The organism is Lacticaseibacillus styriensis (assembly GCF_030770295.1).
Classification (GTDB): domain Bacteria; phylum Bacillota; class Bacilli; order Lactobacillales; family Lactobacillaceae; genus Lacticaseibacillus; species Lacticaseibacillus casei.
Window position 1 is genome coordinate 1,646,898 of sequence record NZ_CP132483.1, and the last position, 15,944, is coordinate 1,662,841.

Here is a 15,944-nt window from a genome sequence, read left to right on the forward strand (position 1 = left end):
TTTGCAAAGTAAAATTACTTGACAGCCTCGATTGGCCGCGACAATGATTACACACTGACTGTCATTTGGTAGCTAGTTGTCGACTTTTTGACCGATACGATCGCGGCTGTAAATGATCGCAACTTGGCCTGCTGTCCAACTGACCGTAAACGGTTCGTTTCCAATGAATTCGTTTGACGCCCACGCGTAAGGAAACGCACCGTCCCACGCTTTCAGAGGATACTTGGCACCAATGATCGTCAAAGCCGTCACGGGCGTTAAATTAATAACCGCCACGTAGCGATAACCCGATAACGGCTGAATTTCGTGTTTTCCCGGACCGTAATAATCGACGCGATTTTGCTCGTCTAGAAGATGAATCCGTTCAATGTCATCAAGAAAACGCGGCTGAAGCGGCAAAAACAGGTTGGACAAAAAATGATCCAGTCGGCCGCCAGTTGCCCCGATCAGTGTCACTTTGTCTGCGGAAAAGTCCGTTAAGGCCGCCTTCACCGCCAGTTCGGTATCCGTATCGTCTTTTGCCGACGGAACCTGTTCAATCTTTTGAACGTGCTCACGAACTAATTGAAATTCACTCGCTGTTAATGAGTCAAAATCGCCGACTGCCAGTACTGGCTTAATACCTGCTTTGACCAATCGCAGGGTGCCTCGATCAACCCCGATCCATTCGCCGACCAACTGTTGCCAGTCCTCTGAGAGATTCTCATGCGGTCCGCCAGCCATGATATTGACGTCTGTCATTTGACCGCCTCGCGCAGTGCCGTGATTGCGTCACCGACATTTGGCGCGCCGAACGCATAGGAACCTGCCACAAAGATATCGGTGCCGGCTGCTGCGGCCGCCTTCACTGTCTGGTCGTTAATCCCACCATCAACTTCGATCGCAAAATGTAAATCTCGTTCCTGCCGAATTTTGTGCAATCGCGCAACCTTATCAACCATTGGCGTCAGGAACTTCTGCCCACCAAATCCGGGATTGACCGTCATCACCAAAACCTGGTCGACAAGGGGCAACACTTCATCCAGACTGCTCAGTGAAGTACCGGGATTCACCACCACTCCGGCACGAACCCCGGCAGCGCGAATATGTTGCAAGACACCATAAAGATGACTGGTTGCTTCTTCGTGCACCAAAATCGTATCGGCACCGGCCTCGGCAAACTCCGGTGCCCAAACACCCGGATCACTCACCATAAGATGCACTTCCAGCGGCAGATTCGTCACCGGACGCAACGCCTGAATGACCAAGGGACCAAACGTCAGATTACCGACAAAGTGGCCATCCATAACATCCACATGCAACAAATCCGCCCCTGCTTTCTCGACTCTTTCAACATCGCGAGCTAAATGAGCAAAATCAGCACTTAAAATTGATGGGGCAATTTTCATAGGAATCCCTCCGTGAGCGCGAGCCAGCGCGGTCAGAAGCCGGAGTGTAAGTGGCCTTGGGCGTGATGGCCCGGGCTTAGGCCATTGCGACCAAGGTCCTTACACGCAGGCTTCTGCGCTGGCGAGCGCGTTAATGTGAGCGTGAACCGCGCGCTTAAAAGTCGGTCCTCGCATGATCGATTACTTTTTCTTATAAACCGGGCGCTTACCGCTTAATTCTTCGCGAAACTGCAAATAATTTTCATAGCGACTCGCCATGATCTTGCCAGCGGCCAAAGCTGCCTTGACTGCACAGTGGGGCTCGCTAACGTGTTGACACCCGCGAAACTTACAGTTAGGTGCCAAAGCAACAAATTCAGGGAATCGGTCGCGTAAATCATCTAAGGTCACATCTAGCAGGCCAAGCGATGAAAACCCTGGGGTGTCAGCCACTAACCCGCCATGAATCGGATACAAATCCGTTGTCCGCGTCGTATGCCTCCCACGATTCAATGCACGACTGATAGACGCAGTCGCCAAATCCAGTCCCGGCACCAAGTGGTTGATCAAAGTCGATTTCCCTGATCCTGTTTGGCCAGTAAAAATCGTCAATTTATCCGCAAAACTAGCTTGAACCTGTTTCAAAACCGCTTGATCAAAAACATGCTCCGGCGCAAAAACAGCGTAGCCGATCGCTTGGTAGCCTGTCAATGATGTTCGAATCTTTTCCAGTAACTTGGCAGGGGTCAAATCGGTTTTGGTCAAATAAATTTCAGCGTGAATCGCATGGCCTTCGAGATAAACCAGAAAGCGATCCAATAAATTCAAGGAAAAGTCCGGTTCAACGGCAGAGGTAATCAGTAAAGCCTGATCCACATTAGCGACTGGCGGGCGTGCCAACGCATTTTGCCGCGGCAAGATCCGTAAAAGATAACCTTCATCATCCCCGTGGCCGGGTTGAAAGACCGCAAAGTCACCCACCAGCGGCGTGATGTTGTCATTGCGCAGACTACCACGGCCACGGGTGCGATAAACTGTCTCACCGGCCGCAATATCATAGTACCCACTAATTTGTTTAATGATTCTTCCGGTTAATTCATCACTCATTGGGTAATATTTGCCTCCTGCGCAATCACTGTGCCATCCCGCACAACGCGGTAGCTTCCGGGATACTTCTTGCTAACTTGCAACGTAATCGTGACTTGGTCATCTGCCGTGATATTGAATGTTTTATTGATGTCACTGATATTGTGTGTCTTATCACCAATAAAGACCTGAATGCCATTTGGTGTCACGCCACTGCTGCTTGCGCTGGCACTCGCGCTCGCGCTACCGGAAGCAGCAGATGGTGCCTGGTACGGAATCGAAATAGTTTTTGAAACAGTTTTGACTTTATCAGGGTCTGCGCCTTGGGAAATGGTGACATTGACAGTGTCTCCAGATTGAACCTGTGTCCCTGCAGCTGGGTTCTGACTAATCACCATGCCAGTATCGACCGTATCGGAGTAACTTTGACTGATCACAATCTTTAAGCCGACTTCATTAGCGTAGTCGCGTAAACTCTTTTCCGTGTAACCGGTGAGATCACGTAAAGCAAACGTTGTGTTGTCTTTTTTGACTTTGATTGGTTCGGCAACGCCAAACGTGATGGTTGTCTTGCTGGCGATCACTTTTGTTCCGGCTTTAATACTTTGAGACAGAATCTTGCCTGCAGCCGCTTCGTTTGTTTTAATCAGCTTCTCTTTTACAGTCACGCCCCGTTTTTGCAGATCAGACTTGGCATCGCTGTAATCCTGCCCGACATAATTATCCAGCGTGATCCGCGGTTGTCCCCGACTTAAAATCAGGTTGACGCTCGACGACTCTTTCACGCTGACTTGCCGTTTAGGATCAGAATCGATGACTAAATCCTTATCCACCTTGGTTGAGTATGCATAGCGGTACTTTCCGACCTTCAACCGCGCACTTTTAAGCGCGGTTTTGGCTTGAGCGGTTGTCATGCCGCGTAAATCGGGTACGGTTACGTCTGCCTTTTGATTGGCCGTCACAACGCCAATCCCGATCAGCAGCAAAAGAACCACGACTGCACTAATGGCCACAATAAGCCAGCGGCGGCGCTTCTTTTTAGGGCGGTTCTCAGGCGCAGATTGATTGGCAGGCTGATCCGCCCCGCCATCAGAATTGTGCGGTGGAGTTGGGCCATTAGGAACGATCGGCACAACTCGCGTTTCATCCAAATCGTCTTTAGGAACCACGTACTTGGCTTCATGCGCTCGGGCAGGACTCAATGCAGTGTTCAAATCGCTTGCCATGGCCTCTGCACTGGTATACCGATTGGCAGGATTCTTTGCAGTCGCTTTGAAGACAACATTCTCGAGAGCTTGCGGAATATGGGGATCAAACGCCCGAACTGAAGGAACCTCTTCCTGAAAATGCTTCAACGCAATCGAGACTGCCGAATCGCCTTCAAACGGAACCGACCCCGTCAGCATTTCAAAAAGAATGATCCCGAGCGCATAAATGTCGCTTTGTCGCGTGGGCATACTCCCCCGAGCCTGCTCAGGGGAAAGATAATGAACCGATCCCAATAACGAATTGGTCATCGTCATGGAATTTTCCGATAGCGCGACCGCAATCCCGAAATCAGTAATTTTGGCATGCCCGTTTGCATCAATCAAAATATTCTGCGGTTTTAAATCGCGGTGAATAATATTGTGATCATGAGCCGTTTGAACCGCAGACAGAATTTCCTCCATCATATCGACAACGCGCTGATAAGGAATCGGAAAATGCTCAACGATATAATGTTTTAAATCAGAGCCTTTAACATACTCCATGACCAGAAACTGCTGACCATGGCTTTCACCCACATCATAAATCGACACGATATTAGGGTGCACCAATTCGCTGGTCGCCATGGCTTCACGTTGAAACCGCCGAACCGTGTCAGGATCGTTTTGTAAATCAAGTCGCAAAACCTTGACCGCAACGTCACGATCGAGGATAAGATCGTGCGCTAAATAGACGTTGGCCATGCCGCCTTCGCCTAATGTTTTGATGAGCTTATAGCGTTCATTTAAAATCGTCCCCGGCTCGATCATGACGGTTCCCTCCGATCCTGATGAATGATCAAGGCGCTAATATTGTCAGGGCCACCAGCTGCGTTGGCTTGAAGAATCAACTCCTGGGCCTTGCTGCCAATTGGCATATCTTCGCGTAAAACCGCCGCAATGCTTTCGTTGTCAACCATGTTGGTCAGGCCATCTGAACAGAGCAGCAGGTAATCATCATACTCCATGTCGTAGATCGTTACGTCAGCGTCAACATCGCTGCTGACCCCTAAAGAACGGGTGATCACATTCCGTTGCGGAAAGCGTTTGGCCTCTTCAGGCGTCAGTTCGCCATGTTTCACCAGCTCGTTGACCAAGCTATGATCCTCAGTAATCTGAATCAGATGTCCGTTACGATAAAGGTACCCGCGCGAATCACCGATATTGGCCACGACAAACCGTGAGCCACTGATAATGACCGACACCACGGTTGTTCCCATGCCAGACAGATCAGTGTATTGCTTGGCTTTTTGTAAAATCATGTCATTTTCTTGTTGCAACTCAAAAATAAGCCAACGCACGATTGACTCGATTTCCGCCGTATCGGTCTTTTCAAACGCATAGCCAAGATGCGAGACCGCCATTTCACTGGCAACATCGCCGCCGCGGTGGCCACCCATCCCATCAGCCACTAAGGCAAACGTTGCGTCGGATTTGTTCTTGAAAATGCCGACATAATCCTGATTATTTGGTCGCCGCCGACCGATGTCCGTGCGATAAGCAAACTCCATACATACCCCTCATTTACGGCGAATCATACTGGCAATGAAAAAGCCGTCGGTATCATAATCGTCTGGAAATAGTTGCAGTGCCGGTGCCCCATGCGCCTTGGTTAATGGCTTGAGCGTCAAAACCGGCACCTGTTCAAATTCAGGATGAGCAGCCAAAAATTGCGCGACAACATCCTGATTCTCCTCTTTCACCATTGTACATGTACTATACGTCAGGCGGCCACCGATTTTTAATGTGGGCGCCACGCTATTAAGAATCGCCAACTGAATCTGTTGTAAATGGCGCGGATCATCAGCCTGTTTGGTGTACTTGATTTCCGGTTTACGGCGAATCAGTCCCAATCCGGAGCAAGGCGCATCAACTAAAATCTTGTCAAACGATTCAGGAGCAAAAGTTGTATCAACTTGCCGTGCATCCAACATTTGGGCAGAAACCCGATCGGCTAATCCGAGGCGGTTGGCATTTTGCTGAATCAGCCGAATTTTATTGGCATGAAGGTCCAGGGCTGTAACGTGCCCGCCTTGGTCAGGATCAAGATACTGGGCAATGTGGGTCGTTTTGCCACCAGGAGCCGCACATGCATCCAACACTGCATCACCTGGCTGAATATCCAGACTCGGCGCCACCAACATCGAACTTTCATCCTGCATGGTGTAATTCCCTGCAGCAAATTCCGGCGTGCCCGCCAAATGTCCGCCGGGAGCAATCAAGCCGATCGGCGTCAGCGGGCTTTCCCGTAGTTCAGGAAAGCTCGGCTGTAAGATTTTCAGCAAAGCATCCGGCGTTATTTTGGTGGTATTGACGCGAATTGACGCATGCGCAGGCTGATTGATGGCCGCCAGTACGCTGGCTGTTTTGGCGACACCCAACTGTTCCTGGAGCTTCTTAACCAGCCAAATCGGCGTGCTGCTGGTGACTGCAAGCCGTTCGAGCGGATCGGGAATGGTCGCGGGATCCGGGAAGCCGGTGCGCTGTGCTTGGCGCAACACCCCGGTCACAAACTTGGCAATGCCTTGATGGCCCAGTTGTTTGGCGATTTCGGTGCTGTCAAAAAAAACTGCCCGCGCCGGCACTTTGTCTAAATACTGTAGTTGATAGACAGCAGTTTGCAGCAAACACCGAACCCAGGGATCCAGCTGGCGATTTTTGACGAACGGCTTCAACAAGTAGTCTAAGGTTAATTGATGCTGAATCACCCCATAGACAATGTTGGTCAACAAACCAGCGTCCCGACTGTCAAGCCGATACTTAGTGATGACGTGGTCAAGTGTCAGATTGGAGTACCCGCCTTTACCCACAACGCGGGTCAAGGTCTGGACTGCCAGCAATCGCGGATTATTTGGCTTCATCGGTGATCACCTGCTGTCCGACTGTCAAATCACGGCCAGGACCGTTCAAATAATCGGCGATATGTTGCTTGCCTTTACCGGCTGGCTGCAATTCGTCAACTTGAAAAGTGGTTTGATCCCCAGCTGCCACCACCAATTGATGCTTGCTGCGTTCCACGACACTGCCAGCAGGCAAGTCCGTTTTTTCGGACAATGGCGTCACTGCCCACAGTTTCGTGCGCTGGCCATTCATATAGACATAGCCTCCCACATCAGGCCGAAGCGCACGAACCCACTGATCTAACGCTTGCGCCGGTAAATGAAAGTTGAGATGTTCCTGCTCTTTGGTAATCGTTGGCGCAAACGTCACTTTTTCAGGATCCTGCGGGGTGCGGGTTGCTGTGTTGTCAATAATCTTCGGCAGTGTTGCCAACAACAAATCGCGGCCCAACAACGACAGCTTAGCAAAAACGGTGCCGGTATCATCTTGGCGGGTTAGCGGTAACTTAGCTTGGGCAAACATGTCGCCGGCGTCCATTTTCTTCACCATTTCAATAATCGTCACGCCGGTTTCGGCATCACCGTTGATAATGCTGTATTGAATCGGCGCGCCGCCACGATATTTTGGCAGCAAAGAGCCATGGACATTGACCGCCGCGATTTGGGCTGCCTGCAAAAACTTGGTCGGCAAGAACTGTCCATAAGCTGCCGTCACGATTAAATCAGGCGCCAAAGCAATGGCCTTGGCTAATTCGGGACTGCCGCTAAGTTTTTCCGGCTGTAACACGGGGATGTCATGGGCGACGGCAGCCTGCTTAACCGGACTGGCAGCCACCTTCTGCTTACGACCGACTTTTCGATCCGGCTGGGTCATGACCGCCACAACATCATAGTTTTGGTCAATCAGACCTTCTAGAATGGGTACCGCAAAATCGGGTGTACCTAAGAAAATTACTGAAGTCATATTTTCCTCCAAACCTTAAGTTCGTTAACAAGATACTAACGAATCGGTTGTTGTTTTTTTACACAAATGAAAGTGGTTCGGGATCAATCGTCACCTGAAAGCCTTGACGACTGCTTTGTTGGGTTTCTTCAAGAATGTGTTGCAATGTTTCAGCCAACGTCGGCTCATGCTTGTATTTTAAAACGATCTGATAAATATAGCGATTTTTCAAACGGGCAATCGGTCCGGGCGTCGGGCCAAGCATGATCACTTGATCGGATAACCGATCGCGTAGCTCCTTTGCCAGCGAAAAAATGGCTTTAGCAGCTTGGGTTTCATCGACATGACTGACACCGATCTTAGTCGAAAAAAAGTACGGCGGATAGTTGCCTTGATGACGAACCGCCATTTCCTGCCGAAAGAAGCCTTCATAATCCTGGCGTTTGGCATACTGAATGGCATAATGATCCGGGTTAAAGGTCTGCACAAATACTTCACCGGACTTATCAGCGCGCCCGGCACGGCCACTGACCTGCGTCAACAACTGAAACGTCTTCTCACTTGCTCGAAAATCCGGCAAACCTAGCGCCGTATCGGCATTAATCACGCCAACCAGTGTTACGTCAGGGAAATCCAATCCTTTGGCAATCATTTGGGTGCCTAACAAAATATCTGCCTGGTGGGCCCCAAAAGCATTCAAAATCCGCGCATGACCACCTTTGCGCCGTGTGGTATCGACATCCATACGCAAAATCCGTGCATCTGGCAGCAACTTTTGCAATTGTGCTTCCACTTTTTGCGTACCGGTGCCGAAGTAACGGATTTTATCCGAGCCACACTGCGGGCAGCGCCGCGGAATGGCTTCTTCGTGGCCGCAATAATGACACTTCAACGTGTGCGTATCCATGTGTAACGTGAGGCTGATGTCGCAGTTAGGGCACTTTGCAACATAACCGCAATCCCGACACATAACAAAACTCGAATAACCACGGCGATTCAGCAGCAACACACTTTGCTCATGACGCTGCAGCCGTAACTTCAAAGCGTCCAACAGCGGCGCGGAAAAGTCTTCTTGCCCACCTTGCGCAAAGCTTTCACGCATATCCACAATGTGAACCGGTGGTAACGGTTGATCATTGATTCGATGCGGCAACCGTAATAGTGTATAGACGCCTTTTTCCGCTCGGGCACGTGATTCCAATGAAGGCGTTGCGGAGCCTAAAACGACCGGTGCATGATGAATCTGCGCCCGTTTTAACAAGACGTCACGTGCATGGTAACGTGGCGTGGAGTCTTGCTTATAACTGGTTTCGTGTTCCTCATCCATGATGAAGACGCCAATATGCTTCAACGGCGCAAAAGCAGCAGAGCGGGCGCCGACGACCACTTGGGCTTCGCCGCGGGCAATTCGCCGCCATTCATCGTACTTTTCCCCATCTGACAAGCCTGAGTGCATCACCGCCACGTGCATGCCAAACCGACCTTTGACGCGATCCACCATCTGTGGCGTGAGCGCAATTTCGGGAACCAGCATCAAGGCTGTCTGTCCAGCCGCTAGCACTTGGGCAATCACCTGAAGATAGACTTCAGTTTTACCGGAACCGGTGACGCCTTCCAACAAGAACGTCTCAGGTTCCTTAGCTTTAACGGCCGCGTTAATGGTTTTGACCACTGCCTGCTGGTCGTCTGTGAGCGGCAATGGTTGCGTCAATGGCTGATGCTGAAGTTGCGGATAAGGATCACGGTAGGTTTCATGCGCTTCTAGTTTCAGCCAGCCTTTTGCCACTGCCTGATTAATAACCGATTTTGTCAGGTGATGGCGATGCTCCACTTCCGTTAACAAAGGGCGCTGATGTTCCGCCGACCAGGTTTTGATGAAGGAAAGAAGTTCCAGCTGTTTGACGGCGTTTTTGCGTACCTGTTTTTTTTGCTCCTCAGCCTGCTCAGGTGACAACTGCGGCACAAGATAAAAGACCTTTTTGACGCGTGCACGATCTTTTTTAATGTAAGAAATCGCCACTTTGCCGGCCTGGGCCAACTTCATCAGGGCAATCTGTTGCTCATCACTTAATGTATTCATGGCGACGCTATCTGCTTGACCGAAGTATCGGGTGCGTTCATCAGCAGACAACCCAAGAGGCTCGGCTACCTTGACGGCATCGATTTTTAGCATCGTTGGCAGCATCGTTTGCATGCAGGCAATCCAAAATGAATAAGTGGTTTCCGCCAACCATTTGGACAATCCTAGCATTTCGTGATTAAGCACCGGCGCCGGATCGAGTACATCCAGGAGCGGCTTAAGTTCGCCATCATATTGACTTTGATTGGCAATGGCCACAACCATGCCACTGACTTTGCGATCGCCTTTGCCAAATTGCACCCAAACGCGCATGCCTGCTTGAAGTGCACCATCCAAACGCGGTGGCACTAGGTAATCAAACGGCCGATCAGTTTGCATGGTCGGAACATCCACAATCACTTTGGCAATCGTTGCCAAGCGCTCACCCCTTTTGTTTCGGTAACATCGTTGCTAGCTGTTTGACCAGCGCGGTGGCCACTTGTTGCTTGGACATCTCTGGTAATGTCACTGGCGGCTGGTTTGGCCGCAATAAAGTCACCGCATCCGTATCGGCATTGAACCCATGCGTTGCATCAACCGCATTGGCAACGATCATATCTGCTTTTTTCTTCGTTAGTTTGACTTGGGCATTCGCCAACAAGTCATTGGTTTCAGCGGCAAACCCAATCACCAACTGATGGGTTTTCTTTTGGCCTAACGTCGCCAGAATGTCCGGATTCTGAACCAAGGTCAACGTTAAGCCGCTATTGGCGTCAACTTTTTTGAGTTTATGGTCACTAATGGTCGGTGCGCGGTAATCCGCCACTGCTGCCGCCATCACCACAGCATCGGCCTCTGCAAACTCATTCATAATGGCATCTGCCATCGACTGAGCGCTTGTCACCGGTTTAACCGTCACGCCAGGAACAACTGGCAATTGCTTCGTTGTGACCAGCGTGACAGTAGCCCCGGCACCAGCCGCTGCATTGGCAATAGCGGTACCCATTTTGCCAGATGAATCATTGGTTAAAAACCGTACCGGATCCAACCGTTCCTTGGTGCCCCCGGCTGACACGATAATATGCCGACCCTTTAGCAGCGGTTCATCAAGGCTTTCGATGTAAAGGGCAATCTGGTCTGGCTCTGGCATTCTGCCAACGCCGACATAGCCTTCTGCTAACTGACCGGTTGCCGGTAGCAGTAAAAGATACCCTTGCTGCTCGGTTAGCTTGGTTATATTGTGTTGTGTTTGCGGATTTTGCCACATTTGATCATTCATAGCCGGCACCATGAGCTTGGGAGCGGCCATCGCTAATAAGGTTGTCGTCACAACGTTATCGGCCATCCCTGCCGCCAGTTTTGCCAGGGTATTGGCCGTGGCTGGCACAATAACGCCTAAGTCGGCCCAACGAGCCAAAGCCACGTGAGCGACATGTTCGGGATGGTCAAATTCATGTCCATCGGTTAAAACGGCGTGCTTGCTAACAATCGCAAGTGTTTCCGGCGTGACAAACTTTTCAGCACTCGTTGTCATTGCAACGCGCACATCATGGCCTGCTTTTACTAAAGCCCGAACCAGCAACGGCGTTTTGTAAGCAGCAATACCGCCAGTGACAAACAGGGCTATCTGTTGCTTCTTCATGAGGCACCCCTTTTACTTCTGTATTCTTAGGTTCATTATAGCAAACAGTGAACGGCATGCTTGCATGGTTGCGAGAGCCGAGCGTCAGAGTCTGGATTACCGATTTCCAAACGCTCCTGCTCGCGCTCAATAAAAAGAGGCAGTGGACTTTTTTGCAGCGTCCCTGCCTCCTTTTCCTATTGGCGCAAACCCAAATGGATAAACATCATGGGTGCTTATGCTTGTTCCTTGTGATCCAGCTTTTCAGCATCGCGTTCAAGTAACTTGGACTTTGGATCGATGACCACGTCACCCGCGGCAATTTCTTCAAGTGCTTTGCCGACACTCTTGTCAGATTTATAATCAGACAACATTTTCAGATCCCCGGATTCTAGTTCATGAGCACGTTTTGCGGCCAACACCGCTAGCGAATAGCGTGAAGGTACTTTTTCCAGTAACTTGTCAATAGAAGGATAAATAATCATAATGAAGCTCCTTTTTGTCATAATAGCCGCTCTGCCATGGCGAGCAGTCAGCCTGTCATTATCTGGCTAAGTCGGCGCTTGCCAACATGCCTTTATAACGATCAATCACGCGTGGCACCCGTAAATGTTCGCTTTCAATGATGCGTTCAATCCGTTTTACAGCCAAATCAACCTTGTCATTGACCACGGCATAATCGTAGTTTTCCATCATCGTGATTTCCGAAGCCGCCTTGCGAATGCGTTTATCAATCGTTTCATCGTCATCGGTACCACGGCCTTTTAGCCGATGGCGCAACTCACCTAAGTCTGGTGGCGTCAGGAAAATAAAAACGCCATTGGGACATTTCTTGCGCACTTGCATCGCACCATTGACTTCGATTTCAAGTAACACATCACGCCCGGAATCAAGCGTCTCATTCACATATTTCAGCGGCGTACCATAGTAGTTATCCACGTACTTCGCATATTCCAGCATACCACCTGTCGCAATTTCGTGCTCAAACTGCGCCTTGGTTCTGAAATAATAATCAACCCCGTCAACCTCACCGGGCCGCATTTGGCGTGTCGTCATTGAAATTGAATATTGAAAATCCCGATAGTTACCATTCAGCATGGCCTGCCGAACTGTTCCTTTGCCAACGCCACTAGGGCCAGACAAAACAATCAGCATCCCCCGTTCGTGCATGTGTGAACCTCTTTCGTTAAGTATTACCAAACATTTTGCACTTTTTCGACGCTGATTTCAACTGCTTCATTGATGTGGTAACAAAAACGTCATGCGGGGTAACGCTTTTTTGGCATCCTGACGACCCAATTCCAACATGGCAGCGATGGCACTTGGCCGAAAATCAAAGAGCTGCGGCAACCGGCGACTGGGTTTTAGATAGCAATCGCCGTGATCATGACCGATGCGGCCAATGCCTTCACCACTAATCGCCACGACAAAATCAGCACCGATATCTCTGGCAAGATCAACCGGTAAATCATTGACCACGCCACCATCCACAAAATTAACGCCTTGTCGTTTGATCGGCGTGAACACACCCGGCATCGCACTTGATGCTAATAACCATTCTCTGGCATCCACGGCATCAAGCACGTCTAACCTAGTGACATGAGCTTTAAAATCCGGCAGCGAGGTTGTCACAACCAGCACCGCTCGATCATCGCGTTTGGGCATCTTCAGCATTTGATCAAGCAGTGGAACAAAATTACGTCGTGCAAACACCGGTCCGGTCATTTTGCGTGCCGTAAAATATTGCCACCAGCGGGCTAATTGGAATGGCGTCATGCGGGCTGTTGCCGCCGCGTTAATGGCTCCGATTGAAGAACCGATCACAAAAGTCGGTGCCAGGCGCGGACCCAAAACAGTCCACACGCCTGCCTGATATGCGCCATGCGCCGCGCCACCACCGAAAACAACTGCAAGGGTCAAACTAACGCACCTCCGTTTGCACATCACCTTGTGACTGAAGCGATCTTAAGTTAAAAAAGTAGTTGCAAGTTTGAACACATGTTCGTATAATGAAGTTACAAACAAATGTTCGGAGGCTTGATCATGGAAAATAAATCATCAGCACTGCAAAGCGTCACCCAGCATCTTGTGGCTTCTTATCGCGAAATATTCGATCTGGCAGCGCCCACTGCTCGCATGCCAATGCATCAGGTGGATCTTTTCATTGATCAGGCCATGCAGCGTCACTATAAAGTGGCACTCTTCTTTAATCACGAATCGTCACCTTTTGTTGGTCACATTATTCGGACGCTCGGCAACAACCGCTTTCTAGCCAAAGCATACCACAGCAACGTTTTCCGCGTCATGACCAGCACAAGTGTCAACTTTATCAAGCGCTTTGATTAACAGGCCCTTTCCAATTCCAATCATGTTGAACATTAAAGCTGTGCATTAGAAACCATCGCTACGTTTCTAAGTTGCATCGTTAGGCTAACATCACATGTTTGCCGCACTGAAGCCAGTGATACATTTAAATTAAAATCGCTCGCAAAGACAAAGTTTATGTCTTGCGAGCGATTTTTTTGCTATTCAGTTCCGTAAATGTACATCACTTAATGGCTAAGCTTGGACGCCAAATGAGGTCATGTCCGACCGTGTTTGAACTCATCGGCCATTTTCAACAACTCTTCGGCGTGTTCGACCGTTAGTTTGGTGATCTTTTCACCAGCCAGCATACGGGCAATTTCATCAACCCGTGCTTTAGCCGTTAGTTTGTTAACTTGCGTGGTGGTTCGCCCGTCATGGACGTTTTTACTGATCACATACTCGTGATCCGCCATGGCAGCGACCTGTGGCAGATGCGTAATGCAAAGAACCTGCGAAGATTTGGCAATGAGGCTGATTTTATTGGCAATTGCCTGGGCAACTCGACCGGATACCCCAGTGTCAACTTCATCAAAGATAATGGCTGTCACACCTTCGGATCGGGCAAAAATCGTTTTCATTGCCAGCATCAAGCGCGATAGTTCGCCACCTGAGGCAATTTTAGCCAGCGGTTTTGCTTCTTCACCTGGGTTTGTCTGGATATAGAAAACCGCTTCGTCCAAACCATCTGGCCGAAAATCTTTGGCCTTCGTGAAATGAACCGAGAAGACTGTTTTATCCATGTATAGCGATGCTAGCTGTTCATGAATCGCTTTGGTCAGTTGTTTGGCCGCCGCATGCCGCCGCTTGGACAAGGCTGACCCCAGTTTTTGCAACTGCGCGCGGGATTCTTTCAAAGTACTGTCTAGATCTTCAACCGAGGTTTCGGCCTGCTCCATCTGACTTAATTCTGCGGCCGCACGCTTACCATAGGCAATGACTTCATCAAGCGTTTCACCGTATTTACGTTTGAGTTGATTAAATAAATCAAGGCGCTTTTCAACTTCATCAAGCCGACCTTCATCAAACTCCTGATCATCAAGCTCGTTAGATAAATCATTTTGGACATCCTGCAAACTGTAATAGGCACTTTGCAGATTATCGGCGATGGCCGCAAAATCAGGATCCAAATCCGCAATACTTTGCATACTCGACATGGCTTGGCCGATTTGGTCAAGCGCATTAACCTCTTCGTCGCTTAGCAATGCATAACTCTCCTGTAACGCTGAATTAATTTTTTGAAAATTGGCCAAGCGTTCTCGCTCGGTACTTAAATCCGTATCTTCATGCGGATGCAGATCTGCACTTTGAATTTCATTAACCTGGAATTTCAGCATATCCAGCCGTTGTGCCCATTCCTGTTCGTTTGCCTGTTTTTGCTTAACGGCCTGTAAGGTGTGTTGGTAATTGTGATAAACCTCAGCATACTGTTGCCGAATTTTCAGCAAATCATCACCAGCAAAGGCATCCAACAAACCTAAGTGCGTTTCGGAATGCATTAACTGCTGATGTTCGTTTTGACCATGAATGTCGACCAGCGTCTCGCCGATAGCTTTTAACGTGGCAGTATTCACCAAATGTCCATTGACGCGGCAAACATTACGCCCACTGCGGAATAATTCACGCTGTAATAAGACCGTGTCTTTTTGATCCGGATCCATGACCCCGTATGCCTGCAATTTGGCTTCAGTAGCCGGATTTGCTTGCGCATCAAACAAGCCCTCCAAGCTGGCTTTGGCAGTGCCGGTCCGAATGAAGTCCACGGAACCGCGTCCGCCCGCAAGCAGACCGACCGCATCAATAATGATTGACTTCCCGGCACCGGTTTCTCCTGTAAGCGCCGTCATCCCTGGCTGAAAGCTCAGCGCCAGGTTGTCAATGATGGCAAAATCATGAATTGCTAACTCTTGTAACATTGCTTCACCCCACCATTGCCTCAAGTTCAGACAACACTGCTGACGCATATTGCGCCGACCGACAAATAATCAAAATTGACGCATCACCACTAATCGTTGCAAAAATCCGCTGATCATCCAACTGCTCAATTAATGTTTCAACTGCTGCCGCCGTTCCCGGCAACAACGCTAAATGGACGAAGTTATCCATGGCCTCGCCCCACTTCATCGCTGTAACAAGCGTCCGCTTCAATTTGTCAGTTGCCGGAAGCTGCTTTTCAACTGGCATACTGTAGCGATAGTGGCCTTCCCCTGCCGGCACTTTAATCAACTGCATTTCTTTGATGTCGCGTGAAATGGTTGCTTGGGTTACCGGAATGTTCAAGTCGTTCAGGCGCGCCACCAAGTCTTCTTGCCGCTCAATGGGTTCATCCCGAATTAACCGCTGAATGGTTGCTTGTCGTTCACGCTTGCGCATATGCTCACCTCTATCAAAAATGGCATCCCAGTAGCTCGAATGCTTTA

Annotated in this window: 15 protein-coding genes; 1 reads left to right on the forward strand and 14 read right to left on the reverse strand. The window is 49.6% G+C overall.

Annotated elements, in window-relative coordinates; genetic code table 11:
• Positions 1–72: 72 nt before the first annotated feature.
• From LACSTY_RS07895 to LACSTY_RS07950, 12 genes are all read right to left on the reverse strand, one after another.
• Positions 73–741, reverse strand: coding sequence for a thiamine diphosphokinase (locus LACSTY_RS07895; protein ID WP_087912245.1), 669 nt, complete (start codon positions 739–741; stop codon positions 73–75).
• Positions 738–1,388, reverse strand: a complete 651-nt coding sequence (rpe, locus tag LACSTY_RS07900; RefSeq protein WP_087912246.1) for a ribulose-phosphate 3-epimerase — start codon at positions 1,386–1,388, stop codon at positions 738–740. The genes LACSTY_RS07895 and rpe overlap by 4 nt, the downstream gene beginning before the upstream one ends.
• A 180-nt stretch (positions 1,389–1,568) precedes the next feature.
• Positions 1,569–2,474, reverse strand: a complete 906-nt coding sequence (rsgA, locus tag LACSTY_RS07905; RefSeq protein ID WP_087912247.1) for a ribosome small subunit-dependent GTPase A — start codon at positions 2,472–2,474, stop codon at positions 1,569–1,571.
• On the reverse strand, positions 2,471–4,468 hold the full coding sequence (pknB, locus tag LACSTY_RS07910) for a Stk1 family PASTA domain-containing Ser/Thr kinase (RefSeq protein WP_087912248.1): 1,998 nt from the start codon (positions 4,466–4,468) through the stop codon (positions 2,471–2,473). The genes rsgA and pknB overlap by 4 nt, the downstream gene beginning before the upstream one ends.
• Positions 4,465–5,208 (reverse strand): Stp1/IreP family PP2C-type Ser/Thr phosphatase, encoded by a 744-nt coding sequence (locus tag LACSTY_RS07915; RefSeq protein ID WP_047106281.1) that lies wholly within the window; start codon positions 5,206–5,208, stop codon positions 4,465–4,467. The genes pknB and LACSTY_RS07915 overlap by 4 nt, the downstream gene beginning before the upstream one ends.
• Positions 5,209–5,217: 9 nt before the next feature.
• On the reverse strand, positions 5,218–6,558 hold the full coding sequence (rsmB, locus tag LACSTY_RS07920; protein ID WP_087912249.1) for a 16S rRNA (cytosine(967)-C(5))-methyltransferase RsmB: 1,341 nt from the start codon (positions 6,556–6,558) through the stop codon (positions 5,218–5,220).
• On the reverse strand, positions 6,545–7,501 hold the full coding sequence (gene fmt / locus LACSTY_RS07925) for a methionyl-tRNA formyltransferase (protein WP_087912250.1): 957 nt from the start codon (positions 7,499–7,501) through the stop codon (positions 6,545–6,547). Before fmt ends, rsmB begins: the two co-directional genes overlap by 14 nt.
• Positions 7,502–7,559: 58 nt before the next feature.
• Positions 7,560–9,977: a primosomal protein N' gene (priA, locus tag LACSTY_RS07930; protein WP_087912251.1), complete on the reverse strand. Its 2,418-nt coding sequence runs from the start codon at positions 9,975–9,977 to the stop codon at positions 7,560–7,562.
• Between the two features lie 4 nt (positions 9,978–9,981).
• Positions 9,982–11,181: a bifunctional phosphopantothenoylcysteine decarboxylase/phosphopantothenate--cysteine ligase CoaBC gene (gene coaBC / locus LACSTY_RS07935; RefSeq protein WP_087912252.1), complete on the reverse strand. Its 1,200-nt coding sequence runs from the start codon at positions 11,179–11,181 to the stop codon at positions 9,982–9,984.
• Positions 11,182–11,396: 215 nt separating this feature from the next.
• The gene (rpoZ, locus tag LACSTY_RS07940; protein ID WP_010488005.1) at positions 11,397–11,645 is read right to left on the reverse strand and encodes a DNA-directed RNA polymerase subunit omega; all 249 of its coding nucleotides are present in this window, start codon (positions 11,643–11,645) and stop codon (positions 11,397–11,399) included.
• A gap of 58 nt (positions 11,646–11,703) precedes the next feature.
• Positions 11,704–12,330 (reverse strand): guanylate kinase, encoded by a 627-nt coding sequence (gmk, locus tag LACSTY_RS07945; RefSeq protein WP_025012432.1) that lies wholly within the window; start codon positions 12,328–12,330, stop codon positions 11,704–11,706.
• Between the two features lie 66 nt (positions 12,331–12,396).
• Positions 12,397–13,080 (reverse strand): patatin-like phospholipase family protein, encoded by a 684-nt coding sequence (locus LACSTY_RS07950; protein ID WP_162494862.1) that lies wholly within the window; start codon positions 13,078–13,080, stop codon positions 12,397–12,399.
• Positions 13,081–13,203: 123 nt separating this feature from the next.
• On the opposite strand from LACSTY_RS07950, the gene LACSTY_RS07955 reads away from it, so the two are divergent.
• The gene (locus tag LACSTY_RS07955; protein ID WP_087912254.1) at positions 13,204–13,506 is read left to right on the forward strand and encodes a hypothetical protein; all 303 of its coding nucleotides are present in this window, start codon (positions 13,204–13,206) and stop codon (positions 13,504–13,506) included.
• 236 nt (positions 13,507–13,742) lie between these two features.
• Here LACSTY_RS07955 and recN read toward each other — a convergent pair whose 3' ends face one another.
• Both recN and LACSTY_RS07965 read right to left on the reverse strand, forming a co-directional pair.
• The gene (gene recN, locus LACSTY_RS07960; protein WP_047106288.1) at positions 13,743–15,440 is read right to left on the reverse strand and encodes a DNA repair protein RecN; all 1,698 of its coding nucleotides are present in this window, start codon (positions 15,438–15,440) and stop codon (positions 13,743–13,745) included.
• 4 nt (positions 15,441–15,444) lie between these two features.
• Positions 15,445–15,897 (reverse strand): arginine repressor, encoded by a 453-nt coding sequence (locus LACSTY_RS07965; RefSeq protein ID WP_010487998.1) that lies wholly within the window; start codon positions 15,895–15,897, stop codon positions 15,445–15,447.
• Between the last annotated feature and the right edge of the window lie 47 nt (positions 15,898–15,944).

Bases quoted from the DNA above. Each gene is read 5' to 3' on its own strand.
- LACSTY_RS07895 (WP_087912245.1), bottom strand. From the start codon at position 741: ATGACAGACGTCAATATCATGGCTGGCGGACCGCATGAGAATCTCTCA.
- rpe (WP_087912246.1), bottom strand. From the start codon at position 1,388: ATGAAAATTGCCCCATCAATTTTAAGTGCTGATTTTGCTCATTTAGCT.
- rsgA (WP_087912247.1), bottom strand. From the start codon at position 2,474: ATGAGTGATGAATTAACCGGAAGAATCATTAAACAAATTAGTGGGTAC.
- pknB (WP_087912248.1), bottom strand. From the start codon at position 4,468: ATGATCGAGCCGGGGACGATTTTAAATGAACGCTATAAGCTCATCAAA.
- LACSTY_RS07915 (WP_047106281.1), bottom strand. From the start codon at position 5,208: ATGGAGTTTGCTTATCGCACGGACATCGGTCGGCGGCGACCAAATAAT.
- rsmB (WP_087912249.1), bottom strand. From the start codon at position 6,558: ATGAAGCCAAATAATCCGCGATTGCTGGCAGTCCAGACCTTGACCCGC.
- fmt (WP_087912250.1), bottom strand. From the start codon at position 7,501: ATGACTTCAGTAATTTTCTTAGGTACACCCGATTTTGCGGTACCCATT.
- coaBC (WP_087912252.1), bottom strand. From the start codon at position 11,181: ATGAAGAAGCAACAGATAGCCCTGTTTGTCACTGGCGGTATTGCTGCT.
- rpoZ (WP_010488005.1), bottom strand. From the start codon at position 11,645: ATGATTATTTATCCTTCTATTGACAAGTTACTGGAAAAAGTACCTTCA.
- gmk (WP_025012432.1), bottom strand. From the start codon at position 12,330: ATGCACGAACGGGGGATGCTGATTGTTTTGTCTGGCCCTAGTGGCGTT.
- LACSTY_RS07955 (WP_087912254.1), top strand. From the start codon at position 13,204: ATGGAAAATAAATCATCAGCACTGCAAAGCGTCACCCAGCATCTTGTG.
- recN (WP_047106288.1), bottom strand. From the start codon at position 15,440: ATGTTACAAGAGTTAGCAATTCATGATTTTGCCATCATTGACAACCTG.
- LACSTY_RS07965 (WP_010487998.1), bottom strand. From the start codon at position 15,897: ATGCGCAAGCGTGAACGACAAGCAACCATTCAGCGGTTAATTCGGGAT.